At 46.0% G+C, this 25,728-nt stretch carries 23 protein-coding genes; 4 read left to right on the top strand and 19 right to left on the bottom strand.

Annotation, left to right across the window (positions count from 1 at the left end; genetic code table 11):
• Window positions 1–163: 163 nt before the first annotated feature.
• From ACV3PA_RS14455 to ACV3PA_RS14470, 4 genes are read right to left on the bottom strand one after another with little or no spacing between them, the layout of a single operon-like run.
• Entirely contained in the window at window positions 164–1,417 is a 1,254-nt protein-coding gene (locus ACV3PA_RS14455; protein WP_456125127.1) for a glycosyltransferase, read from the bottom strand.
• On the bottom strand, window positions 1,414–2,616 hold the full coding sequence (locus ACV3PA_RS14460; RefSeq protein WP_456125128.1) for a glycosyltransferase family 4 protein: 1,203 nt from the start codon (window positions 2,614–2,616) through the stop codon (window positions 1,414–1,416). The genes ACV3PA_RS14455 and ACV3PA_RS14460 overlap by 4 nt, the downstream gene beginning before the upstream one ends.
• Before the next feature lie 8 nt (window positions 2,617–2,624).
• A complete protein-coding gene (locus tag ACV3PA_RS14465; protein ID WP_053452726.1) occupies window positions 2,625–3,629 on the bottom strand; it encodes a class I SAM-dependent methyltransferase in 1,005 nt (334 codons plus the stop codon).
• The gene (locus ACV3PA_RS14470; protein ID WP_456125129.1) at window positions 3,626–6,250 is read right to left on the bottom strand and encodes a glycosyltransferase; all 2,625 of its coding nucleotides are present in this window, start codon (window positions 6,248–6,250) and stop codon (window positions 3,626–3,628) included. The genes ACV3PA_RS14465 and ACV3PA_RS14470 overlap by 4 nt, the downstream gene beginning before the upstream one ends.
• A 287-nt stretch (window positions 6,251–6,537) precedes the next feature.
• On the opposite strand from ACV3PA_RS14470, the gene ACV3PA_RS14475 reads away from it, so the two are divergent.
• The gene (locus tag ACV3PA_RS14475) at window positions 6,538–6,702 is read left to right on the top strand and encodes a hypothetical protein (RefSeq protein WP_200904890.1); all 165 of its coding nucleotides are present in this window, start codon (window positions 6,538–6,540) and stop codon (window positions 6,700–6,702) included.
• Between the two features lie 57 nt (window positions 6,703–6,759).
• Here ACV3PA_RS14475 and ACV3PA_RS14480 read toward each other — a convergent pair whose 3' ends face one another.
• Complete coding sequence (locus ACV3PA_RS14480) at window positions 6,760–7,755, bottom strand: NADP-dependent oxidoreductase (RefSeq protein WP_053452724.1); 996 nt, start codon at window positions 7,753–7,755, stop codon at window positions 6,760–6,762.
• Between the two features lie 188 nt (window positions 7,756–7,943).
• Here ACV3PA_RS14480 and ACV3PA_RS14485 point away from each other — a divergent pair, with 188 nt between their 5' ends.
• Entirely contained in the window at window positions 7,944–9,002 is a 1,059-nt protein-coding gene (locus ACV3PA_RS14485; RefSeq protein WP_053452723.1) for a PTS sugar transporter subunit IIC, read from the top strand.
• An 83-nt stretch (window positions 9,003–9,085) separates the two neighbouring features.
• On the opposite strand, the gene ACV3PA_RS14490 is transcribed toward ACV3PA_RS14485, so the two are convergent.
• The 3 genes from ACV3PA_RS14490 to ACV3PA_RS14500 all read right to left on the bottom strand — a co-directional run bounded on the left by ACV3PA_RS14490 (window position 9,086) and on the right by ACV3PA_RS14500 (window position 10,866).
• Window positions 9,086–9,718: an HAD family hydrolase gene (locus ACV3PA_RS14490; RefSeq protein ID WP_053452722.1), complete on the bottom strand. Its 633-nt coding sequence runs from the start codon at window positions 9,716–9,718 to the stop codon at window positions 9,086–9,088.
• 13 nt (window positions 9,719–9,731) lie between these two features.
• Window positions 9,732–10,295: a DedA family protein gene (locus tag ACV3PA_RS14495; protein ID WP_235504838.1), complete on the bottom strand. Its 564-nt coding sequence runs from the start codon at window positions 10,293–10,295 to the stop codon at window positions 9,732–9,734.
• A gap of 136 nt (window positions 10,296–10,431) precedes the next feature.
• Window positions 10,432–10,866, bottom strand: coding sequence for a YkvA family protein (locus ACV3PA_RS14500; RefSeq protein ID WP_456125130.1), 435 nt, complete (start codon window positions 10,864–10,866; stop codon window positions 10,432–10,434).
• 137 nt (window positions 10,867–11,003) lie between these two features.
• Between ACV3PA_RS14500 and ACV3PA_RS14505 the strand changes: the two genes are divergently transcribed.
• A complete protein-coding gene (locus tag ACV3PA_RS14505; protein ID WP_053452720.1) occupies window positions 11,004–11,753 on the top strand; it encodes an SDR family NAD(P)-dependent oxidoreductase in 750 nt (249 codons plus the stop codon).
• A gap of 342 nt (window positions 11,754–12,095) precedes the next feature.
• On the top strand, window positions 12,096–13,352 hold the full coding sequence (locus tag ACV3PA_RS14510) for a murein hydrolase activator EnvC family protein (protein WP_456125131.1): 1,257 nt from the start codon (window positions 12,096–12,098) through the stop codon (window positions 13,350–13,352).
• 63 nt (window positions 13,353–13,415) lie between these two features.
• Here the strand turns inward: ACV3PA_RS14510 and ACV3PA_RS14515 are convergent, their stop codons facing one another.
• The 11 genes from ACV3PA_RS14515 to dnaK all read right to left on the bottom strand — a co-directional run bounded on the left by ACV3PA_RS14515 (window position 13,416) and on the right by dnaK (window position 25,677).
• Window positions 13,416–15,065: a methyl-accepting chemotaxis protein gene (locus tag ACV3PA_RS14515; RefSeq protein ID WP_053452718.1), complete on the bottom strand. Its 1,650-nt coding sequence runs from the start codon at window positions 15,063–15,065 to the stop codon at window positions 13,416–13,418.
• The gene (locus tag ACV3PA_RS14520; protein ID WP_053452717.1) at window positions 15,062–16,036 is read right to left on the bottom strand and encodes a BMP family lipoprotein; all 975 of its coding nucleotides are present in this window, start codon (window positions 16,034–16,036) and stop codon (window positions 15,062–15,064) included. Before ACV3PA_RS14520 ends, ACV3PA_RS14515 begins: the two co-directional genes overlap by 4 nt.
• Window positions 16,037–16,170: 134 nt before the next feature.
• A complete protein-coding gene (gene deoC / locus ACV3PA_RS14525; protein WP_023467449.1) occupies window positions 16,171–16,836 on the bottom strand; it encodes a deoxyribose-phosphate aldolase in 666 nt (221 codons plus the stop codon).
• Window positions 16,837–16,913: 77 nt separating this feature from the next.
• Window positions 16,914–17,798 (bottom strand): EamA family transporter RarD, encoded by an 885-nt coding sequence (gene rarD, locus ACV3PA_RS14530; RefSeq protein WP_053452716.1) that lies wholly within the window; start codon window positions 17,796–17,798, stop codon window positions 16,914–16,916.
• 16 nt (window positions 17,799–17,814) lie between these two features.
• Complete coding sequence (gene rarD, locus ACV3PA_RS14535) at window positions 17,815–18,690, bottom strand: EamA family transporter RarD (RefSeq protein ID WP_053452715.1); 876 nt, start codon at window positions 18,688–18,690, stop codon at window positions 17,815–17,817.
• Between the two features lie 54 nt (window positions 18,691–18,744).
• Complete coding sequence (gene rluF / locus ACV3PA_RS14540; protein ID WP_456125132.1) at window positions 18,745–19,440, bottom strand: 23S rRNA pseudouridine(2604) synthase RluF; 696 nt, start codon at window positions 19,438–19,440, stop codon at window positions 18,745–18,747.
• 107 nt (window positions 19,441–19,547) lie between these two features.
• Entirely contained in the window at window positions 19,548–20,882 is a 1,335-nt protein-coding gene (gene mtaB / locus ACV3PA_RS14545; protein ID WP_023467445.1) for a tRNA (N(6)-L-threonylcarbamoyladenosine(37)-C(2))-methylthiotransferase MtaB, read from the bottom strand.
• Between the two features lie 5 nt (window positions 20,883–20,887).
• Window positions 20,888–21,634, bottom strand: a complete 747-nt coding sequence (locus ACV3PA_RS14550; RefSeq protein ID WP_053452713.1) for a 16S rRNA (uracil(1498)-N(3))-methyltransferase — start codon at window positions 21,632–21,634, stop codon at window positions 20,888–20,890.
• A gap of 4 nt (window positions 21,635–21,638) precedes the next feature.
• On the bottom strand, window positions 21,639–22,586 hold the full coding sequence (gene prmA, locus ACV3PA_RS14555; protein WP_053452712.1) for a 50S ribosomal protein L11 methyltransferase: 948 nt from the start codon (window positions 22,584–22,586) through the stop codon (window positions 21,639–21,641).
• A 25-nt stretch (window positions 22,587–22,611) separates the two neighbouring features.
• A complete protein-coding gene (gene dnaJ / locus ACV3PA_RS14560; protein WP_023467442.1) occupies window positions 22,612–23,718 on the bottom strand; it encodes a molecular chaperone DnaJ in 1,107 nt (368 codons plus the stop codon).
• Window positions 23,719–23,850: 132 nt separating this feature from the next.
• Entirely contained in the window at window positions 23,851–25,677 is a 1,827-nt protein-coding gene (gene dnaK, locus ACV3PA_RS14565; protein ID WP_053452711.1) for a molecular chaperone DnaK, read from the bottom strand.
• Window positions 25,678–25,728: the final 51 nt, after the last annotated feature.

Here is a 25,728-nt window from a genome sequence, read left to right on the forward strand (position 1 = left end):
ACCATTCTTCACAGAGCTTACATTTCCAGTGTTTTCTATTGTTTTTGTAAATCTTATGAAGCTTTCACGAATACTTCGTTGCCATTCGTATCAAACAAAACGACCCGTCAGGAATCCACCTTCATTCCACGTGGATTTCCCTTCGAGTCGTTGACTATTTTTCTTATTTTGTCCTAGATTCCATAAAAATCGAGTCATATACCGCTAACAATCGTCCTTTTTCTTGCTCCCAGTTGTATTGTCTCCTTGCTACGCTTGCTCGCTCTTGCATCGCCCGTCGCAAGTTCTCATCCTTCACGAGACGATTGACCGCTGCAGCAATGCTCTGTGGAGATTCAACATCAACGATTAATCCAATCCCTTCAGTTTCGACGACATGACGGATTTCCGGTAAATCAGCTGCGATGACAGGAATCAACGCCGCCATGTATTCGAATAGTTTATTCGAAGAAGCGGAATAATGATTGAAGCAGATGTTCTGAAGGACTTGAAAGCCGACCGTCGCTGCTGCCGTATAACTTGGTAATTCGGCAAGTGGAACCTTATCAATGAAGCGGATGCGAGATTTTTCCGATGATTGCGTAGCCAGTTGCATCAGCTTTCCTTTTAACTTTCCATCTCCAACGAAAATAAGTGTTCCTCGATCGATGAACGGCATTGCTTCAATGAGTCGCTCCAGTCCACGTCCTTCTTGGATCCCGCCTTGATACAACAAAATCGGCTCGTCTGGTGCGAGCGCTAACTCTTCGTGTAACGGTCGCGGTTGCGGAACAATCGGTTCGTAAAATGGATAATTGTGCAAGACGGATGGTCGGGTTCCATATAATTTTTGATGATAATCTGCACGCGTATCATTTTCAACGATGGTCTGATCGACGAATCGAAGCAACCAGCGTTCTAATTTCCCTTGCATGCTACCATAGCCTGTCCGATCGGTCTGGACTTCATGCGAGTCATAGACGATTTGTGCACCACGCGCCGCTCCAATCGCTTGTGGTAACGTATTGACATCGTTCGCATGCATGACATCATACTCATGCTTCCGCGCAGCACGCGTCATGCGTAGAATCCCGAAACTATTGTACAAGGCGTAACGGACAAAACGGCTTCGCATCAACAAGAAAAGTACGAGTCCGACTGGAATCAACCATGGTGCGACAAGTGCGCCGAGTAATCCGACAGCTAGCGTTAGTTTCTTTCGTTTTCGAAGGAATGACAACCCCTTCGCAAGAGGTGGCGTCCGGTTGATTCGAATGACACGAAATCCAGATACCAGATACTCGATTCCGGGTAACGTTCCGTCATTTAAGCAATATAGATCAACACGATGTCCTACTTCGACGAGAGCCGTACATTCTCGCAATACCCGCGCATCGTTCGTAAACGTGTTCCAGACGAACATTCCGATTCGTTTCATTCTGCCACCTCCACTTGTGCTCGTGTTTGTCGGATTGCCGCAAAGAGACGCTGTTCATTTCGTTCCCAGTCAAAGTGTTCTTGAACGTAAGCCACTCCGGCTTTTCCCATCGCTGCGCGTTTTTCTGGATTTCGCGACAACTCGAGAATATGATCGACGATCTCCTCTTTTTTACGCTTTACTGAGACGTAACCAGCTCCAGCCTCCTCGATAACATACGCAGCATGTCCCGATACCGCTCCAACGATCGCACATCCCATTGCCATATAATCAATGATCTTTCCAGGTGTGACCGTATCGAATGCTGTACTCTCAACAAGTGTCGCAAACGCAATGTCACTCTTTGCAAGTTGTTTTAATGCATCCCAGCGCGGCATCGCATCAAGGAATTCGATATTTGTCAATCCACGCTCCTTGACCAGCTTCTCAAACGTCTGCTTGTGGTAACCGTAACCAACGACTTGAAAACAGATATTTTGTTCCTTTTGAAGTGATTCTGCAACGTCAAGCAACAAGAAGACATCTTGAGCGAGACCGATGTTCCCTGTATAGACGACGCGGACTTGGTCTGATACTTTACGACGTTTGATCAACCATTCATTCTCCTCGATCGAGTTCGGGATGTAATGAATTTTTTCAGGAGCAATGCCCCGTCCTTCGATATATGATCGAAATCCTTCACTATTGATGACCAATTGATCAGCTTGCCGATACATCCACTTTTCAAGCCAGTAGAGTGGCGTGAGTAATAAACGCGATTTCGTGATTCCAACACCAATCAGTGACTCCGGCCATAAATCACGTACATCTAGAATCAAGGGAGCCCGTTTGACGTGTTTTGCGACAACACCAACGAGTCCCATGAAGATCGACGGAGTCGTCGCATAGATATAAGCGTACGTATTCGAATCATGACGTACTTCTTGGACAGCGAGTACGAACTGTTCAACGAATAAACGTAGACGTCGCCAGAGGTTCGTCGTCGCTCGAACATCTCGCGGCTGGATTCGTGTCACGTGTGCTGTATCAAGACTCGGTTCATCCCAAAACATCGAGTCTGTGTAAAGTTCTGCCGTTGGATAAAGTGGTTCTGATGTCAGAACGTGGACATCACTACCTGCCTGCTCGATCCGTTTAAAGATGTTTTTCATCCGGTTCGCAGCACTGCCGATTTCCGGATAGAAATTTTGACAAATCATAAGAACATTCATCGACGACTCCGGCGTTGTTTGAGTTGGCCCCTGAACTTCCAGTAGCGAACGACGAGTTTTCCGAGTTTTGACCGCGCGAGAGACCGGTATTTTAATTTCCATGATGCATTCGCCTCCAGCAATTCTAGATTTGATACTAGTGACCCTTCGAACCGATCGAGCAATACCGTATATTGTTCTTCGAGTACTTTATACTGCTCCAGTTGATTCTGGAGTTGCTGTTCACGTAGGAGGAGTTCTGCTTGCACGTCTTCGAGTTGATTTGTCTGCTCCTCTAGACTGCGAACTTTCTGCTCCTGATGCTGTTGCTTACGTTTTAAGTCAATGATAGTTGCAAGATGTAGTCGTTCCACTTCTTCAAACGCCTTCTCCAACCAGTCGACTTCCGATGGTTGAATCGATCGACCGGACTTTTGCTCTCTATAGACTTGAATCGTAATGCCGAGCCATTTATCGATTCTCTCTACCGTCTCGACTTTGCCAAACGGCGTCAATTGCTCAAGTAAACGATTTAAATAATAAGTTCGTTTATGGTCGGCATAGTCATTAACTCCAAACGGAACTGTAATGACAAGTCGTCCTTCTGGTGCGATAAAGGAGACGGCGCGTGCAATGAAGCGTTCCGGTTCTCCAATATGTTCCAGTACTTCTGTCATCAAAACCGTATCAAATTGAATATCAGATGCAAAAGCCATGATATTTGCTTCGTTAAACTCGATCTTTTCTTGTACGGACGCTGGTTCCTCGAGTAACGCTTGCTTTGCTTCAATAATTGCCTCCGGTAACACATCGATTCCAACGACATGTTTTCCTTCTCGTCCAAGTAAAATCGGAACGATTCCTCCTGAACAACCAATATCTAAAATGTTCTCCCCCTTAGCTTGGCGAACAACCCAGTGCACACGTGCACGTACTCTTTTACCAAAAGCGCCACCTAACTGATCATAATAGGCAGCTCGGATTTCGTCTTTTGGTCGTGCTGTTTTGATTGATGCCATCATTTCTGCACCTCCTCGAGTAATAAATGTTGAAGACGATCCGTCTTTTGTTGATCCGCAAGGTCCATGAATTGGCGAATCAACGGATTCGTTATCGTAATCGGTTCATAGAAGCCGATGATCGTGCGCAACAAGGCAACACTCGGTGCAAAATCCTTATCACTGCAGTAGCGCAACTTGACGAGATACCAATACTCAAAGAAGTGCTCGAATCGTGTGTCCTTGTATTCTTCCAGTACACCGTATCGAGCGAATTTTTCCGCACGTGCCCGTTCCCGGACGACACTTCGTTCGAAGAATTTCACCGTCAATGCATTGACTGTCGAACCCGCCACTGCCGCATAATAATAATGAATGACTCGATTGACGAGTAAGACACGCTTTGCACGTAACATCAACTCTTGGAAGAATAGCGAGTCCTGACCGACCGCACCGACGACTTGCTCCAATTGATGTTCAAGGAGAAACGTACGACGTACGACGAGTGCTTGAATGCTCTGGACAGCAAAGCGATGTTTCATCAAGAAAGCTTTCGGATCTTCACACGTCACGCGCCCTTGTTTGCGGATCGTTGGAAGAGCGATGATACTCGTCTTCTCAGCGAGTTTTTTCATATGTCCGACAGCAAAATCGAGTGTTGGATCTTCTTCTAGTTCTTGAAGCAACAAGGCATAACGATCACTAAGCACCTCGTTATCTGGATCAAGGAACGTCACATATTCAGCTCGTGCCATTTCCACCCCTTTATTACGCGGACGTGAAGCGCTTCCGCTTCCTCCAATCTCAAAAAAATAGGTTCTGACGTTCTCATGTCGTCGGGCAAGACGTTCCACGGCTTGTCGCGTCGCTAGATCCGTTGATCCATCATCTACGAGTAGAATCTCAGATTCTATAAATCGATCCATTCGTTTCAAACTTGCAAAACATTTATACGTGAGGTGTTTACCGTTATTGTAGATCGGTACGACGACTGACAATTGTGGCGATTGATCAGTCGGAACTACAGCTTGCTCATTCCATTCAAGCGTATCGAGTAGTAGCGTCTTCCCACTTAGTTCGTCTGCTTGGAACATATCAAACGCAATATCTGCCCGCCAGACGATCGTACCGTTTCGACTTCCGCTTTCTTCGTATAGTTGATATGGATGTTGACTCCCTTTTCGGACGATGCTCGCATCGCTATATTTAAAGCCATTGACGAGATCCTCCAAATAATACTCCCCGTATGATTCCTGTTCATCCATCCAAGCGACAAGATCGGCTTGATTGTAAAGTTGATCCGTCAACGCATCCGCTGAGATGATTTCGTCTGGTGTAATACTTTGACCTTCAATCGTCTGGCGAATTCCTTCTCCGTCTCTAGCAATGACAACAAGCAAACGACGTTTCTGTATCTCAGGTACTTGTCCAATCAAGGCTAAAATCTGATCCATCCGTTCAAAGACCGTGTGATTGGTCATGACAGCGCGAAGTCCTTCTGCCCTTAACCGTTCGATGTCTTCTTGTGATGTTCTTTCTAAAATTGCTGTTGCTTCCTGTGCATCGTGGACCGTAAAGATGTTCGGAAACTCATTATTGACTGCGATGCTATAATTCGACAGGATCAAATTTCCAAGTGCTTGCGATTCATAGACGCGACGAGCACACATCGTTTTACTGTATTTGATACTGTTCAGACTCAAGACCCAGTCATAACATTTACTGACTTGTTGTAAAGCATCATAAGGAATCGCTGGTGCAACCCGTGATTGATAACGTTCTGGAAATTGATACGCCAGTAAGTCGAGATGATAATTCCGATCCACGATATCGAGTTTGTGTGACGATTGCATCACACCATCAAACAGCATCTCCGTATCTTTGACCCGCTCGGGATATTTTGCCATCCAACTCCCAGCAAACAGAACCCCTTTCTTCCGACTGCGTGTCGCTCCAATCGGATTATGAATCAGTGGGTTGATTCCGAACGGCATCGCCATGATTCGATCATGCCCGCATAAGACACGATACTCAGGAATCATTGCTTCGTCTGAAGTTAATACGTAATCTGCAGCTTGCGCTACATCTTGAAAGCGTTCATAATTGCTTGGATCTTCGGTTGATTGAAAGACAACCGGGACTCCTTTCGCTTTGACTTCTTGCATCATCGAAAGTAAACGTTGTCGCTTTTTGGATTGTGGTGTCGCAATTCCTTTCCAATCGTCGTTCCGAAGTCCTTTCCAAGAAGAAACCACTAAAAATAGATCAATTGGTCGTTTGAAGACATCATCGAATGTATCTGAATTAACGTAATGGAGATGAACAGCATCTTCATAGTAGGCATACATGAATTCAGAACAAACAATGGCCATCTCGATTGGTCGTTTTTCATAATATCGTGTCGTCGTTCGTATCGGAATACGCGAGACATCTAACTGATCAAGTAATGATCTTTGGCTATTTTGTTGATAACGTGTCGCCGTATTTTTAGAAGTTCGAACAGTTGGAATACGAAGAACGTCCAACCCATGAAGTCGTTCGAGTGCTTCTGAACTTGCAGTCGTCTCGCTCCCGAGTCGCTTCTTCTCTTCGCGGACCCAGCTTAGTTGTTGCATGACTTGTCGTTTCCATTTTTGATCACTCACACGTAAACACCCTTCCTCTTTTCAACTCTTTCTTAGTTTACGGAAGCAGTTCAAAGGCTACTTGAAGGACTTACAAGGTTTTTGTAAAGACTTAGTGAAGCTTTTTTGGATTTTCCTTACATTCCATTTCAGTCAACCTGTATTTCCTAGGAAATCGACCAGTTTCGCTTTCTTGTTCGTGGAACTCATTTACGTTTTTCCAAAAACGAATGCTGTACACTCTCATTGTTTCGGAATTAAAAAACGGGGAAATGTTACTACGTACTGACAAAAGGAGATGACAGGACATGTTACATGAAAAAAACCATGATTTACCTGATGAAAAAGCAGACGTCGGTCTTCACCCAGATCCTGATCCAGCCGAGACATCGGATCCAGGGATCAAACCTGCGGAAACACAGCATCCGGATCCTGATCCGGATGAACTTGAACGCGATCGAAAAGATTCATGAATATCACGCCATAGAAAAAGAGGTTGCGGAATGATTCCGCAACCTCTTTTTCTATGCTTATTTGACTTTTACTAAGAGTTTTCCTGTATTTGATCCATCAAACAGTCCGAGGAAAGCATCTGGTACACGATCGAAACCTTCAAAAATTGTCTCTTCGTATTGTAATTTACCTTCACTGACCCATTGCCCCAGTTGTTCAGCAGCTTCTTTGAATCGTTTACCGTAGTCACCGACTAAGAAGCCTTGCATGCGTGCACGCGCAATGATTAATTTCGATTGAACGCGTGGACCGATGTCCTCTTGTGCATTATAGCCTGAAATGGCACCACAGACTGGTACACGCGCGAATGGATTGAGTCGATCCAGAACCGCATCACCGATCTCACCACCGACATTTTCAAAATAGACATCGATGCCGTCTGGACATGTCCGGTCTAACGCTTCCCGGATGTCTTCCGTTTTATAGTTAATGACTTCATCAAAGCCCAGGTCTGCTTTTAAGTGCTGTAACTTTTCATCACTTCCTGCAATCCCGACGACTCGTGCCCCTTTAATTTTCGCGATTTGACCGACGATCGAGCCGACAGCCCCTGCTGCTGCCGATACGACGACCGTTTCCCCTGGTTGTGGATTCCCGATATCAAGTAATCCGAAATATGCTGTCATTCCTGTCATTCCGAGAACACCGAGCGCCGTCGAGATTGGTGCGATCTGTTCATCGATTTTACGAACGGTTTTCGCATCGACGATCATCTTCGTTGCCCAATCGAGCATCCCGACGACGACATCACCTGACTTGAGCGCTTCACTTTTAGACGCGATGACACGTGCTACGACTCCTCCGTGAATCGGCTCATCAATCTCAAACGGTTGTGAATAAGAGCGTGCATCGTTCATACGCCCCCGCATATATGGATCCACCGAGATATAGAGTGACTCTAGTGCGACTTGCCCTTCTTGTAACTCTGCTAACTCAAATGATTCATAACGGAATGTTTCCCCTGTTGGCTTTCCGTTTGGTCGTGCCGCTAATACGATACGTTGTTCTGACATGATTCATGACCTCCTCATTCAATGTACTTCTTCACTGTAACAATTCCGTTTCTGAAAGACGAATCCTTTGCTTGTTTGGAATTTTCTAACTTTTTCTTGACGTCCTTCTGTTCTTACCGTAAGATAAAACACAATTCATAACTTTTATACTGTTATGCACAAAAGCGTTACATGAGGAGAGGACTTGTATGGAATCATCTATTTTGCGTCATCCACGTCAATTTGCAGTCCATGTTTTAAACGGACTCAGTATCGGAATTCTCGTCGCCCTTATTCCAGGAGCATTACTTGGTGAGCTTGCTAAGGCATTGTTGCCATACATTTCCGGTGCCCAACACGTTTTAGATGCCACAACACTCGCGATGCGACTTTTACCGATGGTGATTGGCGTTGCCGTAGCGATGCAATTTAAAATGACACCGATTGCCACCACGTCGATCGGCCTTGCGACTGTCGTCGGATCAGGCGTTGCGACTCGTGCAGATGCGACCTTCGTTTTCGTCGGTACAGGTGACGTCATTAATGCCGGACTGACGGCAGCTGTTGCTACAGCAATCGTCTTATTGATTGGTGAACGTTTCAAGACGTATACGGTCCTTGTCATGCCAACGATTTTGATTGTCGGTGCCGGTGGAATCGGTGTCCTGACGTATCCGTTCGTTACACGGATCACGGCAGCGATCGGACATGTCATCTCAGACTTTACGGCACTTCAACCCGTCTTGATGGGCATTCTGATTGCCGTCGCCTTTTCTGTTCTCATCGTCTCTCCACTTTCGACGGTCGGTATTGCAACGGCGATCAGTTTATCCGGAGTTGCTGCCGGAGCTGCGAATCTAGGTGTCTGTGCCGCCGGGTTCGGTCTTGCGATTGCCGGTTGGCAAGCGAATTCACGCGGAACATCAATCGCTCACTTTCTCGGTTCTCCTAAAATCCAGATGGCGAACTTCATCCGAAACCCATTGATGATCCTTCCTGTCATGTGTAGCGCTGCAATCCTCGGTGCACTAGCAGGTATGCTCGGTGTTCAAGGTACACCGTTTAGTGCCGGATTCGGAATGTCCGGTTTAATCGGCCCAATCAATGCGTTACACCTGATGTCAGGCGGCTGGACCATGTTTAATATGACATTCGTGCTAGGTCTTTTTATCGTCTTGCCTGTCATTCTCTGTTTATTGTTCCACTTACTCTTTCGAAAGTTCCGTCCATGGATGAGTCCAGAACCATACCGACTCGATTTCGAGTAAGTGCATCTTGATTAATTTTAACTACTAAAAAGCCAAGTCGACCGTCTGAAGAAACAACGTGTCTAGCTTGGCTTTTTACTTATTTATTTTTCGATCACCGATAACAATTCGAGCGGTGTCTCAATGACATAATCTGCCGAATCCCATTCGGCTTGCGTACCAAAACCATATTGACACAAGACGACCGGCATATCCTCCTTACGAGCCGCTTCAACATCAGAAGACCGATCCCCAATCATCCAGTAAGATCCTTCTCCAAACTCCTCCAGGTGAGCGCGTAAGATATCCGCTTTTTCTTTTCCATTGACCGACTCCAAACATTTCGGACTCGTGAAGAACGAGCGAATTTCCTGACTATCAAGTACAAGGTTTAGATAGTGGTTACCACAATTACTTGCGGTCGAGACTGTATGTCCCGCTGAAACAAGAGCTTGCAATAATGATCGAATTCCGTCAAATAAGACATTCTGTTCAGCCATCGTTTCTTCTAAATGTCCATGTCTCTTTTTTCGAATTAAACGAATATCTTCTTCTGAAGCTTCTGGAATCGCTTTGCGCCAAAAGGCACTTCCTGCAAGACCATAGCTTGCTTGTACACTTGCTTGCGAAGGTTTTGGAAGATGCGGCATATCATCCATCGCCCGATGAATCGCTTCTGTCATTTGTTCCGTTGAGTCAATCAATGTACCGTCAATATCGAATAAGATAATTGCCATGCTGCCACTCCTTTTACATCTCTTTTTTTGCTTTTCTTTTTTTCTGGATCAAGTAGATTACAGTAATGAGCACCCCTAGTCCAATCCAGAATACAGGATGATTGAGGTGATGCAGTTTTCGCCATTCATGACCAACGGCTTTCCCACCCCAAATGAAGATCGCCGACCAAAGAAAGAAGGAAATCGTCGTCACGACTGTAAAGGTCCAGCGCGAGACACCCGTCAGACCTGCTCCAATCGCAAAACCGATCCGCCACATCGGAGACAGAAGTAAAATATAGCGTCCCTTCGTCTCCATTTGTGTTTGAAACTGAAGCATTTTTGTTTCTGAAATCCGAAACCATTTGAACAAACGATTCAATAACCGTTCACTCCCGAACTGACCAATCGTAAAGAAGAGGTTTTGGCTAATAACGAAGCTAAGCACAGCGAGGAACAACATGAATAAGAGATTCGCTTGTGCGGTATGCACAAGATACCCTGCATACGCCAGTGGTACTTCGCTCGGTATAAAAGGAAACATGAGTGTCATCATGATCCCAATATATCCGTATGATTCCATCCAGTGATGTCCCACTTTCGCCCTCCTCTCTCTTTACCAACTATTTCTAGTGTATCGAAATTTCAAGAGGGCGTACAGGAAACGGCTCTTTTTACATACAAAAGAGCGACTTCATATTAGAAGCCGCTCTAACTGTTATTTAAATGCGAAATTAATACGCATCTTCACTTTGTAATGGTTGCGTGCGACGCTTTTGTTGCTCATCTTGCCAGTCGCTGAAACGAGTCAATTCTTCAAAAACTGTCTTTGTGACGAAAAGAATGACAGCAATATCGTCCGCAAATCCGAATCCGAGTACGAAATCAGGTACAAGGTCAATCGGTGATACGAGATAAATGAGCGCACCAATCATTTTTAAGATCGTCGTACGACGAATATTACGGTATTCACCTGATTGATACGCGCGAATCATATCGACGAATAATGTGAGTGGAGAGAAGACAACGGACAAACGAGAGTTACCGTTCACCTTCGCAGTTGCTCGTTGTAACAACGAATTCGTCTTTTTCGGACGATCGATATAATCCTTTGCTTCTTCAGCATACTGATGTTCTTGTTTTTCTAATTGTTGATTCGAAAATTTCATGGCTTATTATCCCCCATTCTAAAATAACTTCAACGCTTTTATCTTTCCCTGATCCTACGGATGATAATCCTGTCAGGTTTCAGGACAAGACAGAACGGTAAAAAAGGGAGAGAAGTGCTACAGAAAGGATGATTTTTATGAACCATGTCAATCAAACCGTTATCATTACCGGAGCTGCGAATGGGATTGGTGCGGAACTCGCACGAACCTATGCCGCTCAAGGCGCAAACGTCGTTCTCGCCGATATCGATCAGATGACCGGAGACGAACTAGTTCAACAAATTGAAGAAGATGGAGGCACCGCCTACTTCTATCACCTCGATATCCAACACGAAAAAGACGTGCAACTGTTGATTGAAAAAGCGATTGAACATACTGGTCGCATTGATATCGTCATCAACAATGCCGGCATCATGATTCGAAAACCATTACTCGAACTATCGCTTGAAGAATGGGATCGGGTTCATCATACGAATCTGCGCAGTATTTTCCTGACGACGAAAGCAGCAACCCCCTATTTGAAACAAAGTAAAACTGGTGGTCGGATTGTCAACCTTGCTTCGACCCGTGCCTTCATGTCAGAACCCCACACGGAATCCTACGCCTCGACGAAAGGCGGCATTTTTGCATTGACGCATGCACTCGCTGTCTCACTCGGAGAAGATGGTATTCTTGTCAACGCAATCGCACCTGGATGGATCGAAACCGGTGACTATCAAGAGCTGTCACCTGAAGACCATAGTCAACATCCAGCCGGTCGCGTCGGAAAACCAAGTGATGTCGCGCGTGCCGCTCTTTATTTGACGCATCCAGATAACGACTTCTTGACGGGAGAAACACTCGTCCTAGACGGCGGTATGACACGAAAGATGATTTACGAAGAATGATACATGAAGAGTGCCTGATTTAGGCACTCTATTATTATTTTCATTCACAAAACTTTTCTAGTACCTTTTTTAAACATTTATAAACACTCTCTTTATATGATGTTACAAAAATATATCTCCTGACATCATTCAGAAATTAATAAATTCTACTTCTAAATTTCCTTATGTACCAACGGTTTTTAAATGTGATTTTATTTTCTCATTATTATTTTCATAAATTCTTCATACTTTCCGCTAGCTTCTCTTGCATTTTTTTAAAAGAATTGTAAAGTTGAATTTCCGGTTTTCTTGTTAGAGTGGGAAAGGTAACACTTCACAAGGGAAAGGAATGACGCTTACTTTATGAAACGACCTTTCGGAAAGTCACTTGGGCTATCACTCATGACACTTACTTTACTCGCCAGTCCGCTCATGACGACGACTCCCGTCGATGCGGCAAGTTCATATAAAGAGAAGCAACAACAAAACCAACAACAACAATCGAAACAACGTGACGCGTTGTCTCAAAAAAATAATCAATTATCTAAAGCACAGCAACAAGTGTATGCACTCGATCAACAAATCAATGGACTGACATTACAAGTCGTGGAGAATCAAAAGAAGATCGACGAAAACACAAAACAAATTGCTCGTCTCGAAGATAAAATCGAGAAGTTACAAAAGAAAATCAAGAAACAAGAAAAAATGCTCGGTGATCGTCTGGCCGTTCGTCAGTCTAAAGCCGATAACGCTCCCCTACTCGAAGCCGTGTTCGGAGCAAAAGATGTTGGTGATATGATCAGCCGCTTCAATGCCTTCAATACGATTGCGGAAAGCGATGCTTCTTTATTAAAAGATTACGAATCAAACAAAAAAGAACTGGCAGCTGCGAAAGAAGAATTGAAACAGACACGTCAAGACTTGATTGAAGATCGTAATGTTTTAAAAAAGAAACAACGTGAACTCAAAGAAGAAAAACAAAAACGAACATCGCTATTGAAACGTCTGACATCGCAAAAGAAAAAAATCGAATCTAACATCCTCAGCCTGAAAGAGGCATCGGCCCAACTGAAGGCACAGGAAGAAGCAGAAAAAGCTGCAGCACGTGCCGCAGCAGCAGAAAAGGCAGCAGCCGCAAAAGCTGCCAAACAATCGGCAGCGCCAGCATCTGTTAGTAAAGCCAGTACAAAAGTCATCTCAAAAGCAAAAGGTAAGTTCATCAAACCTGCTCAAGGCTCCGTCTCTCAAGGAATGGGTGCAGCAAGCGGAAGTAATGGTTACGCGTATCATAACGGAACGGACTTTGCTGGACCACTCAATTCGCCAATCGTTGCTTCAGCGAGCGGGACAGTTATTTTAGCAAGTTCAGGTGGACCTTACGGCAACCACGTCTATATCTCTCATAACATCGACGGAAAAACGTATACGACTGTGTATGCACATATGAATGCCTTGAACGTGAAACAAGGACAACAAGTCAAACAAGGACAACAAATTGGTGTGCTTGGAAGTACCGGTAACTCGACAGGTCCGCACTTGCATTTCGAAATCCATGATGGTGGGTATCAGTATGATGCAAACGGACGGACGAATGAGCTCGATCCAGAAAGTTTCTTCTAAATCGATTCAAGAAAAAGTGCACTTCTTCTCTTCCCGAGAAGGAGTGCACTTTTTGTGTGTTCATTAAATTTTGAATTGATGCGTTTGACCGTCAAGCGACGCCGTCGTCGACTCAAGTTCTTGCATCAATTGATGAATCTGCTCAAAAGATGCTTGTTGATCACGCATCGAAGCTGCAACCTCTTCATTTCCAGCTGCGAGTTCTTCCATGACACCACTAACTGTACTGACTTGACCAACGACATGACGTGCCTGTTGTTTCGAGTGCACAAGTTGCTTTGTTACATAATCGAGTGTTTCCGTCACACTCGCTACTTTTTGACGCGTTTCACCAAAAGCTTGCTGGACGTGCGTAAAATTCTCAACCTGATTCGTCTGTTCTCGCTCTGCTTGAACGAGTGCTTCTTGTAAAATTGCACCATCCTGGCGAATCGAACGGACAAGCGAGAAGATTGAACGCGTCGCTTCATGTGTCTCATCTGCTAACTTTTTAACTTCACTCGCAACGACAGCAAATCCACGACCAGCTTCCCCAGCCCGTGCCGCTTCGATCGCCGCATTAAGTGACAATAAATTCGTCTGCGCGGAGACTCCAGCGACGAGTTGCGCCATCTGCTCAATTTGTTGCGTCTGCTCTAAGAAACCTTCCAGTTTCTGACCGAGTTCGCGATTTTGTTCAGTAGACGCCCGTAATGATGCAGCCTGTTGTTCCATAACGGAACTACTTTGAACCATTACTTGATCGGCTGCCTGTCCTTCTGCATAAGCGGTTTGAGCACGTTGTTCACTCTCTTCAAAGAGCTGTTGCATATCAGACATCGTACTGACCGTCGTCTGGATGTCATCCGACACTGTTTGTGTCCCACTTGCCATCTCGTTGATTGCATGTGTCATGTTACCCGATACTTCAACGATATTCGCGTTCTCTGTCGTCGCTTCCGTACTCATCTGACGAATCGTATTCGACGAACGACTGATCGTTCCGATGACTTCGTGTAACGTTCCTTGCATTTGTGCAACAGCTGTCTCAAGTCGACCAATCTCATCTTTTCGACCAGAAACAACTAGTTCTTGCGACAAGTCTCCGTCTGAAATTTGCTCAGCAGTTCGAACGACACGGCTGATCGGTCGCGTGATACTGCGTGCGAAGTACCAGTTATACAGCGCGAGACCAACCAATAAGACGAATGTCGCAATGAGGACGGTTCGTGTTAGATTCAATGTTTCGTCTTTTGCTTCACGTTGTAAGACATCGTAAAATTCTCCGTTTTTCGTGTGTAATGTATATAGATCACTGAGAACCCCTTCAATCTGTGCAGCGTGCGAGCGAATCTCAATCGGATTCATCGCATCCGTCAGTTCCGTTCGTTTCGCCGCAAGCGTCTTGTATTTCATATCTGCTCGGTTCAACTCTTCTTGGAATGCCGGAATCAAATACGTCTTCTGTAACTCGTTTAATGCCTGTTCGTTCTTTTTACTCAGTGCCTGTACCTGCTCCGATTGACTCTCAGACGGTTGGCTGGCTAATCGATTCCATGCTGCCTGTTCGTATAAGAGCTTCGTTTCAAGCTCTGAGATCTCAACGAGCTGTTTCCCGTAGTCTTCGTTGTAAGACTGAATTTGACGGAGTTGGAATAACGTCCATCCCATCAAGATGACGACACTCAAAATCGTCACTAACGTTGAAAGTAAAAATCGTTTCCGTAACGTCATTGGATCGTCACCTTACCTTCGAGCACATCTTGCTGCAGCTGCTCTAATTTTTTTAGTTCTTCGTCCGTAAAGTTCGTGTTTCGAATCGGAGCTAATTGAATCGCTCCTTCTTTGACGCCAAGGACGACTTGTCCTGCTTGTAGCCCTTTCGAAGCCACATCTTGTCCAATTTTCGTAATAGCAAGATCAACTTGTTTTAGCATCGATGTCATGACAGCGTCAGGCGCAATCGGTGTCTGATCGCTGTCAACACCAATCGCTTTTTTCCCTTTTGTTTGTGCTGCCTCAAGAACTCCGCTGCCTGTCAACCCCGCTGCAGCGAACAATACATCTGCCTTTTTCTGCATCATCTCATTCGCAATCGTCCGTCCCTTTTCAGGTGCTGCAAAGTCTTCTGCATATTCGACGAGTACTTTTGTTTTCGGATTGACGGCTTTAGCGCCAGCTATGTATCCTTTTTCGAATTTTTCGATTAGAGGTGACTTCATTCCACCGACGAAACCAATCGTATTCGTCTTCGTTTGAATCCCTGCAGCAGCACCGGCTAAATAACTTCCTTCATCTTCTTTGAACGTTACCGAAAGGACGTTCGGTAACGTTGAAACAGCATCAATCAAGGCAAATTGTTGCTTCGGATATTTTTTTGCAACCGTTTCAAGATCCGTTTGTCCCATGAATCCAAGCCCGACGATCACGGTCGGCTTCTTCTTTGCTAACGCTTCAAATGCTGCTTTATAGGTCTTCGTTTCATTCAATTCTCGATAATCGATCGACCAACCTTCCTTCTCGCGTAATAACGCCATACCACTCATTGCCGCATCACTGAACGATTGATCCCCAAGACCAACGTCAGACAAGACAACCGCCATTTCCTTTCGTTCCTTGACTGCCCGTTCTGGCTCATCAATGACACTACCACACCCTGCAAGGCTAAGTGTCGATGCCAATATGATTCCACTCCATCGTTTCATCTATTCCACACCCTTCCGACATTCTACATCTGATTATCGGAAGCGATGTCTGACTTCTTAATACAAAATTTAAATTCAGAATAATCCCATAAAAAAACATGCCCCTCTAAAAAAGAGGGACATGTCAGATATTCTTAGTAGTCGCTATCAGACGTACCGCCTGTAACGATTGCGATTCCTGCTGATGCACCAATGCGTGATGCACCTGCATCGATCATTGCTTTTGCACCTTCGAAGTCGCGAACACCACCAGATGCTTTAACGCCGATGTCAGGACCGACTGTCTCACGCATGAGACGGATGTCTTCAACTGTTGCACCACCAGTTGAGAAACCAGTCGATGTCTTCACGAAGTTAGCACCTGCTTTAACTGAAAGTTCAGCAGCTGTTTTGATTTCTTCTTTTGTAAGAAGGCAGTTTTCGAAGATGACTTTAACGAGTGTACCGTTTGCCGCTTCGACAACCGCACGAATGTCACGCTCAACTAACTCAAGATCGCCATCTTTTAATGCGCCGATATTCAAAACCATATCGATTTCTGTTGCACCGTTTTGAATCGCATCCTTTGTTTCGAATGCTTTCACTTCTGGCGTGTTTGCGCCAAGCGGGAATCCGATGACTGTACATACTTTGACATCATCATCTGATTTTAAGAGTTCTGCTGCTAACGCGACGTATGTTGGGTTAACACAGACGCTTGCAAATTTGTATTCTAATGCTTCTTTACAGAGTGTTTCGATCTGAGCACGTGATGTTTCTGGCTTTAGTGCCGTGTGGTCGATCATTCCTGCTAAATTCATGTTTGTTGTCCTCCTTAAGGGTATCCCCTTAGACTCTGTTTTTATTCTATCACGCAAGAGGTCAGACTTCTATCTTTTTACGCGACTTTTCGAAGCTGTTTTTTCCGAATCCAGACACCATTGAGCGTAAAGACAATCGCAGCTGTCCAAATACATGTAAACGCCACCATGTGTGTTTTAGTAAAGGGTTCGTGATAAAGCAATACGCCGAGCCCAAGCGATAAAGTCGGTGCGACGAATTGTAGGAATCCAACCCATGTGAATGGAATCCGCTGTGCCCCAAATCCGAATAAAAGCAACGGCACCGCCGTTACGATACCGGTCAAAATCAGTCCAGTCGTCGTTCCGATCGATTCGGTCATCGAGGACGTTCCCTGTACTTGCCAATAACTAAGGAAAATCAAGGCAAGCGGAAGCGGCGCCATCGTCTCAAGCGTCAAACTGACCGTTGATTCGAGCGGACGACGCTTTTTGACGACGCCGTAAAAACCGAAGCTTAAGGCAAGCGCAATTGAGATCCATGGAAATTCGCCGTAGCCAATCGTTAAAATTAGAACACCAATTGTCGCAAGGACAATCGATAGCCATTCAATCCGCGAGAGTTTTTCATGAAAGAAGAAGACACCAAAAACGATACTAACAAGTGGATTGATATAGTAGCCAAGTGATGCTTCGACAATGAATTGATGATTGACGGCCCAAATGTAAATGAACCAATTCAGACTGATGATCAGTCCGTTTAAGAAAAAGAGTCGACGCGTGAACGGATCGCGCAGTGCCGTCTTCCACTTTCCAAGCGCTTTTTGAAATGATAATAAGATGAGCAAAAATAAAAATGACCAGATAATCCGGTGTGCCAGTATCTCTTCACTCGGTACGTTAGCGAGCATCTTCCAGTAGAGCGGTAAGAGTCCCCAAATGATATACGCGACAAGTGTCGCAAAAAATCCCGGTAGATTCACGTAATCCCTTCTTTCGTTATGACACTTTCTTCATCCGCATCTTCCCTGCCGATAAACCGCTGATTGTAAATAAAGCAACAGCAATCCAGATGAACAGGAAGGCGATGAAGTGAATCGTCGTGAAGACGTCATTAAATAGATAAATTCCAAGGAGTAGCGTTAACGTCGGTGCAATGTACTGTAGAATTCCGACATAGACGAACGGGATTTTCGGCATCCCGTATCCGAATAACATTAATTGGACTGCTGTTGCGATTCCGAGCATGATGATCGCAAGTAACGCACTCGTTGGAATCGTTAGCGGTTGACTATCTGTCACACCAAGCGTCAAGAGAGCGAATGGTAGCGTGACGAGCGTCTCTAAAAATAGTCCAGATAATGGTTCCGCTGCCGCCTTTTTTTTCAGTACACCGTAAAACGCAAACGAAATGGCGAGCGAAAAGGCGATGATCGGAAATTGTCCGTAACCGAGCGTTAAAATCATCACACCGATTACCGCTGATAAAATCGCGATGATTTGCGGACGCGTCAGACGCTCCTTAAAAAAGATCAAGCCGAACAAGACACTGACGAGCGGATTGATATAATACCCGAGTGACGACTCAACGATATAGCCTTCCCCGATGGCATATAAATAGAGCGACCAGTTCCCACCTAATACAAGTCCTGCCGCAAGCACGGTATAACGTTGGCGTTTGTTTTGCCACAGTTGACGAACAAATCGAAACTTCTTCGTCAGTCGTAGTAACAGCGTCACGAAAATGAACGCACTTAAAATCCGGATTGAAACGACCGTCCATGCTGGAATACCAGCAGCAAATACTTTGTAGATCGGCAACAGTCCACCAATCACGTAGGCGACGAATGTCGCACTCATTCCCCGTTTATCCACGGTCATCCCCCTTATGTAAGAAGAAAGCCGCCGAGTGGCGACTTTCATTGAACCTTATTGCCCGTCAAGCGTCGTAAACAATTCGCGTAGTTCCTCTTCCGTCAAATCACGCCAAGAACCGATCGGTAAATCGCCAAGCTCGATGTTCATGATCCGGACGCGTTGGAGACGCTTGACCCGGTAGCCGAACTCTTTACACATACGGCGAATCTGACGATTCAATCCTTGCGTCAAGATGATCCGGAACGTCCGTGTTTCTAGCGGCTCAACAATACACTCCTTCGTTGTCGTACCGAGAATGTCAACACCACTCGCCATGCCTTGAATGAACGTATCCGTAATCGGTGCATCGACGGTTACGATATATTCTTTATCGTGATTGTTTTCTGCTCGTAAGATCCGGTTAACGACATCACCATCGTTCGTCAAAAGAATCAAGCCGTCTGAATCTTTATCGAGACGACCAATCGGGAAAATCCGCTTCGGATGATTGACGAAATCGATGATATTTCCTTCAATATCAAGCTCCGTCGTACACGTGATGCCGACTGGTTTATTTAAGACGATGTAGACGGGCTTTGGTTTTGTCTGGAGCGGCTGACCATCAATTTCAACGACGTCCGTTTCTTCAGCTTGCGAGCCGAGTTCTGCTTTCAGACCGTTGATCGTCACACGACCTGCATCGACCAGTTTATCGGCAGCACGCCTTGAGCAAAAGCCTGTCTCGCTAATGAATTTGTTGATTCGCATGAATGATATCCTCTTTCCTTAATTGAACTGTATTCAGTGTAGCGCATTCCTGAAATGAAAACAAAAAAAGTGGCAAAGAAAACCAGAGGTTCCCTTTGCCCTTTCGATTAGACTGCAGCGTCTTTTAATGTCTGCATGATTCGAACGAATTGACCATCGTTCATCGGATAGCCCGCTTTCGTGATTTTAACACGAACGAGTTGCCCAATCATCGACTCATCGCCTTCGATTGCGACACGCAGATAGTTATCTGTGTAACCGACAAGACGACCGCCTGCTTCTTCCGAAAATTCTTCCGGAATGATTTCAAGCAGTTCCCCTTCGTATTTCGAGGCATATTCCTTCGCGAGTTGATCCGATAAGGCAATCAAACGCGCGACGCGCTCTTCCTTGATTGATTCCTCGACTTGATCGTCCATCATCGCAGCTGGTGTCCCTGTTCGTTTCGAGTACGGGAAAACATGCAACTCACTGAACTTATGATCGTTGATGAAGTTGAACGTTTCCATGAACTCTTCTTCCGTTTCACCTGGGAAACCGACGATGACATCTGACGTGATCGCACAGTCAGGTAGGACTTCTTTCAGACGCGTAATCCGTTCTCCGAACTCCGCCATCGTATACTTCCGGCGCATCCGGCGCAGGACCGTATCAGATGCGGACTGAATCGGAACGTGCAAGTGACGAACGACGATCGGTGAATCCTTCAAGACATCGAGGACCTCATCCGTGATTTGACTCGCTTCGATCGACGAAATCCGCAAACGTTCGAGTCCATTGACAGATTCAAGTGCTTTCAGTAATTTCGCTAAGTTGTAGTCTTTCAAGTCCTCTCCGTATCCACCTGTATGGATTCCCGTTAAGACGATTTCTTTATAACCCGCATCAACGAGCTGTTGTGCTTGCTTCAAGACATCTTCTGGTTGACGAGAGCGCATGAGACCACGCGCCCATGGAATGATACAGAATGTACAGAAATTGTTACAACCTTCTTGAATTTTCAGAGAAGCTCGTGTCCGGTCCGTAAAGGCCGGTACATCCAATTCTTCATAGACTTTTGCTTTCATGATGTTTCCGACCGCATTGATTGGCATGCGTTCTTCACGGAATTGTTCGATGTATCCAATCATTTTATGCCGATCTTGAGTTCCGACGACGACATCGACGCCAGGAATCGCCATGATTTCAGCAGGAGATGTTTGGGCATAACAGCCCGTTACGCAGATGACACTATCCGGATTTTGGCGAATCGCCCGTCGGATGACTTGACGACTTTTCTTATCTCCGGTATTCGTAACCGTACATGTATTGACGACATAAACGTCCGCATGATCTGCAAAATCAACGCGTGCGTAGCCAGCGTCCTTGAACAGTTGCCAGACAGCTTCTGTTTCGTAGTGGTTGACTTTACAGCCAAGCGTTTGAAAGGCAACAGTTGCCATTTCGTTCACCCTTTCAATTCAAAATGATACGAGACGGCGGAAAGGACATAAAATGGTGCCGTTTCCGTCCGTAAGATGCGGCGCCCTAGAGCGGCTTGTTTAAAACCAGCTTCCGCTAAACGTGCGATTTCTGCTTCCGCGAACCCACCTTCAGGTCCGATGACAACAAGAAGAGAATCTCCTTCTTGTAGCCTAGCAAGCGTCGTAGCGAGAACAGAAGCCTCCCCTTGTTTCGCTGATTCTTCATAGGCAACCAGACAAGCCGTGTAGTTCGATGCATCCTGTAAGACTTCATCATACGTCACGAAGTCGACCGTCGGCAAGTGGGCACGGTACGATTGTTCCGCTGCTTCCTTGACGATTTTTTCGAGTCGTTCAATCTTTTTCGGAACCTTCTTCTGATCCCATTTCGAGACGGAACGATCAGCTTCGAAAATCCGCAAATGATGGATTCCGAGTTCTGTTGCTTTTTGCGCAACGAGTTCGATTTTATCGCCTTTTGGTAATCCATGGGCAATCGTCACACGAATCGGTAGCTCCGTCTCGATCGGTAGAGTCTCTTCGATCCGGGCAGAAGCCGCCTGTTTATCGAGTGCTTCAAGGCGGCACCGGTAAAGACCTGTTCCATCAAGCACGAGAATCTCTCCGCCGACTTCCATCCGCATGACGTTTTTCATATGATGTGCGTCGTCTTTTGGGAGATGAAAGACATCTCCCTGACGCACCGAGGGCTCGACGAAATACCGTTGCATGCGTTTACGCCTCCCGTTTTGCGATGATCGCGACCCAGTCTTCAAGCTTCGTCGTCTCGACGATCGTAAAGCCTGCTTCTTGCATTGCTTGGACGACCATATCTTTCTTCTGACTGATGATACCGGAAGCGATGAAATGTCCACCTGGTAACGTCAATGTATAGGCATCCTTAACGAAGAGGAGAATGACTTCCGCTAAGATGTTTGCGACGATCAACTCGACGGGTTCACTCAATTCCTTCATCAAGTCTCCTTGACGGACCGTGATTTGCTCACTGACTTTATTCAAGGCGACGTTTTCCGTCGCTGATTTGACAGCGACTTCGTCTAAATCGAGTGCAAAGACATCTTTTGCGCCTAGCTTCGCTGCAGCGATTGCTAAGACACCTGATCCCGTTCCGACATCGACGACACGGTCTTGCTCTTGCAAGTAGTTTTCAATCGCTTGAATACAGAGCACCGTCGTCGGGTGTGTTCCTGTTCCGAACGCCATGCCTGGATCGAGTTCGATGATCTTTTCATCCGGTTGTGGTGTGTAGTCTTCCCACATCGGAACGACCGTCAAATGGCGGCTGATCTTGACTGGCTTATAAAATTGTTTCCACGAGTGTGCCCAGTCTTCTTCATCTACTTGAGTCAGCGTGACAGCACCCGTGCCAATCGACAGACCGAAGTTCGTCAACTGTTGGATGTCATGTTCGATGCCTTTGATTGTGTCCGTCAAATCGCTGCTTTCTGCAAGATACGCCTTCACGAGTACACCTTGTGTCGGATACTCGTCTCGTTTCGTCTCATCCCAAATTTCACCGAAGTTATCCTCGCGGTGGGACATCATCTCGAAATCTTCGACGTCCTCGATGACGACTCCGCTTGCTCCCGCTTCATGTAAGATGTTCGAAACTGCTTCGATGGCTTCTTGTGTCGTATGGACACAGATCTCTGACCATTTCATTTCTTGTCACGCTCCTCTGTAGTGATCACCCTGTGAAGAATGTCTTGATTCGGCTGAAGACACCTTCGTGTTGCTCTTCGACACCTTTTTCATCGCTAATTTCATTGAATTCGCGTAGTAGTTCTTTTTGACGTTCCGTCAGGTTCTTCGGCGTGATGACAACGACGTTGACGTATTGATCGCCATGATGACCGGACCGGACATTCGGCATCCCTTTTCCGCGGAGACGGAATCGTGAACCTGTCTGTGTTCCGGCTGGAATCTTCAAGCTGACCTTACCGTGAACGGTCGGCACTTCAATCTCATCACCGAGTGTTGCTTGCGCGAATGTAAGTGGCATATCCATGACGATATGATCGTCGACGCGTTCGAACAGTTCGTGTGCTGCGACACGGACGACGACATACAGGTCACCTGCTGGTCCACCGTTGACGCCGGCTTCCCCTTTACCTGCTAAGCGGATTTGTTGCCCATTGTCGATCCCTGCTGGAATTTTGACACGGACATCTTTGTTTTTACGGACGCGACCGGCTCCACGACATGTTTCACATGGCTCCTTGACGATTTGTCCACGGCCATGACATGTCGAACACGTTGTTTGGTTGACAACACGACCGAACATTGTGTTTTGTTCGACGTTGATATGCCCCGAACCACCGCATCGTTTACATGTTTCCGGATGTGTTCCTGGTTTAGCACCCGAACCGTGACATGTGCCGCAATCTTCTTCGACTGGGATCGTGATTGTCTTCTCGACACCTGTGACCGATTCCATGAAGTCGATTTCTTCGACATATTGTAAATCCTGCCCTTTACGTGGGGCATTTGGATCTTGACGACGTCCGCCACCGAAGAACATGTCGAAGATGTCTCCGAATCCTTCAGCTCCACTGAATCCACCGCCACCTTGTGATGGATCTTGGTGACCGAATTGGTCGTAACGTGCTCGTTTATTGTCATCGGATAACACTTCATACGCTTCCGATAGTTCCTTAAATTTCGCATCCGCATCTGCTTCCTTATTGACGTCCGGGTGGTACGTCCGAGCAAGCTTACGGTACGCGCGTTTGATTTCCGCTGATGAGGCATCGCGCGCGACGCCTAGTACTTCATAATAATCGCGTTTTTCCACGTGCAGTCTTCCTCTCTCTATTCCGATTCATTTCATACTGTTTGATTTTACCGAACTTCGTGCGACATGGAAAGAGCCAAAGCGCGGATACGCTTTGGCTCTCTCTAGCGCCCGAAAAATCGGTCGGATGAATTACTTGTTGTCTTTTTCGTCGACTTCTTCGAACTCTGCGTCCATGACGTTGTCGTCTTGTCCACCAGCTTGTGCGCCTTCAGCGCCGGCTTGTTGCTGTGCCATGTTCTCGTAGACTTTTTGTGTCAACTCTTGAACGACTGTCGACAATTCGTCTTTTGCAGCACGGATTGCTTCGATGTCTGTTCCTTCGAGAGCTTTTGTTACTTTTTCTTTTGCTGCTTCTGCTTTTTCTTTATCAGCATCAGCGACTTGCTCACCAAGATCTTTGATCGCTTTGTCTGTTGCGAAGACGAGTTGGTCTGCTTCGTTGCGTAATTCAACTTCTTCTTTACGCTTGTTGTCTGCATCTGCGTTAGCTTCTGCATCTTTGACCATTTGCTCGATGTCCGCTTCAGTCAAACCGCTTGATGATTGGATCGTGATTGACTGTTCTTTGTTTGTTCCGAGATCTTTTGCAGAAACGTTAACGATACCGTTCGCATCGATGTCGAATTTAACTTCGATTTGTGGCACGCCACGTGGTGCTGGTGGAATGTCCGTCAATTGGAAGCGACCGAGCGTTTTGTTATCTGCTGCCATCGGACGTTCCCCTTGGAGGACGTGGATATCAACAGCTGGTTGGCTGTCTGCTGCAGTTGAGAAGACTTGTGATTTTGAAGTTGGGATCGTCGTGTTACGGTCGATCAATTTCGTCATCACGCCACCCATTGTCTCGATACCGAGTGAAAGTGGAGTTACGTCGAGAAGAACGACGTCTTTAACATCCCCTGTCAATACGCCACCTTGAACCGCTGCACCGAGGGCAACGACTTCATCCGGGTTAACCCCTTTGAACGATTCTTTGCCAGTGAAGTCTTGGATTGCTTTTTGAACTGCAGGAATACGAGTTGAACCACCAACGAGGATGATTTTATCGATTTTGTCTGGTGTCAGACCTGCATCGTTCATAGCACGGCGTGTTGGTTCCATCGTACGTTCAACGAGATCTGCTGTGAGATCATCGAATTTCGCACGTGAAAGTGTCATTTCCAAGTGAAGTGGACCTGATGCACCAGCTGTGATGAACGGAAGGCTGATTTGTGTTGAAGAAACACCTGAAAGGTCTTTTTTCGCTTTTTCAGCTGCATCTTTCAAACGTTGAAGCGCCATTTTGTCTTGAGCAAGATCGATGCCGTTTTCTTTTTTGAATTCTGCAACGAGATGATCGATGATTTTTTGGTCGAAATCATCTCCACCAAGACGGCTGTCACCAGCAGTTGAAACAACTTCAAAGACTCCGTCACCAAGTTCGAGGATCGATACGTCGAACGTACCGCCACCAAGGTCATAGATGAGGATTGTGTGATCTTCGCCTTTTTCGAGACCGTATGCAAGTGCTGCCGCTGTAGGCTCGTTGATGATCCGTTTTACATCAAGACCAGCAATCGTACCAGCGTCTTTAGTCGCTTGGCGTTCTGCATCGTTGAAGTAAGCTGGTACTGTGATGACAGCTTCTGTGACTTTTTCACCGAGGTAGTCTTCCGCTTGTGCTTTTAATTTTTGAAGGATGATCGCAGAGACTTCTTGTGGCGTGTAGTCTTTGCCTTCGACTTCTACTTTATAGTCTGTACCCATATGACGTTTGATCGACATGATCGTGTTCGGGTTTGTGATTGCTTGACGTTTTGCAACTTCCCCTACTTGACGCTCGCCATTTTTGAACGCGACGACAGATGGTGTCGTACGGTTTCCTTCTGCGTTAGCGATGACGACAGGTTCGCCACCTTCCATTACTGCAACACATGAGTTCGTTGTACCTAAGTCAATACCAATGATTTTTGCCATGATTTATTTCCTCGCTTTCAATGATTGGAATATTTAAGTGCATACTTGCTG

The sequence above is a fragment of the Exiguobacterium sp. EA-TM-5 genome (genome assembly GCF_053878415.1).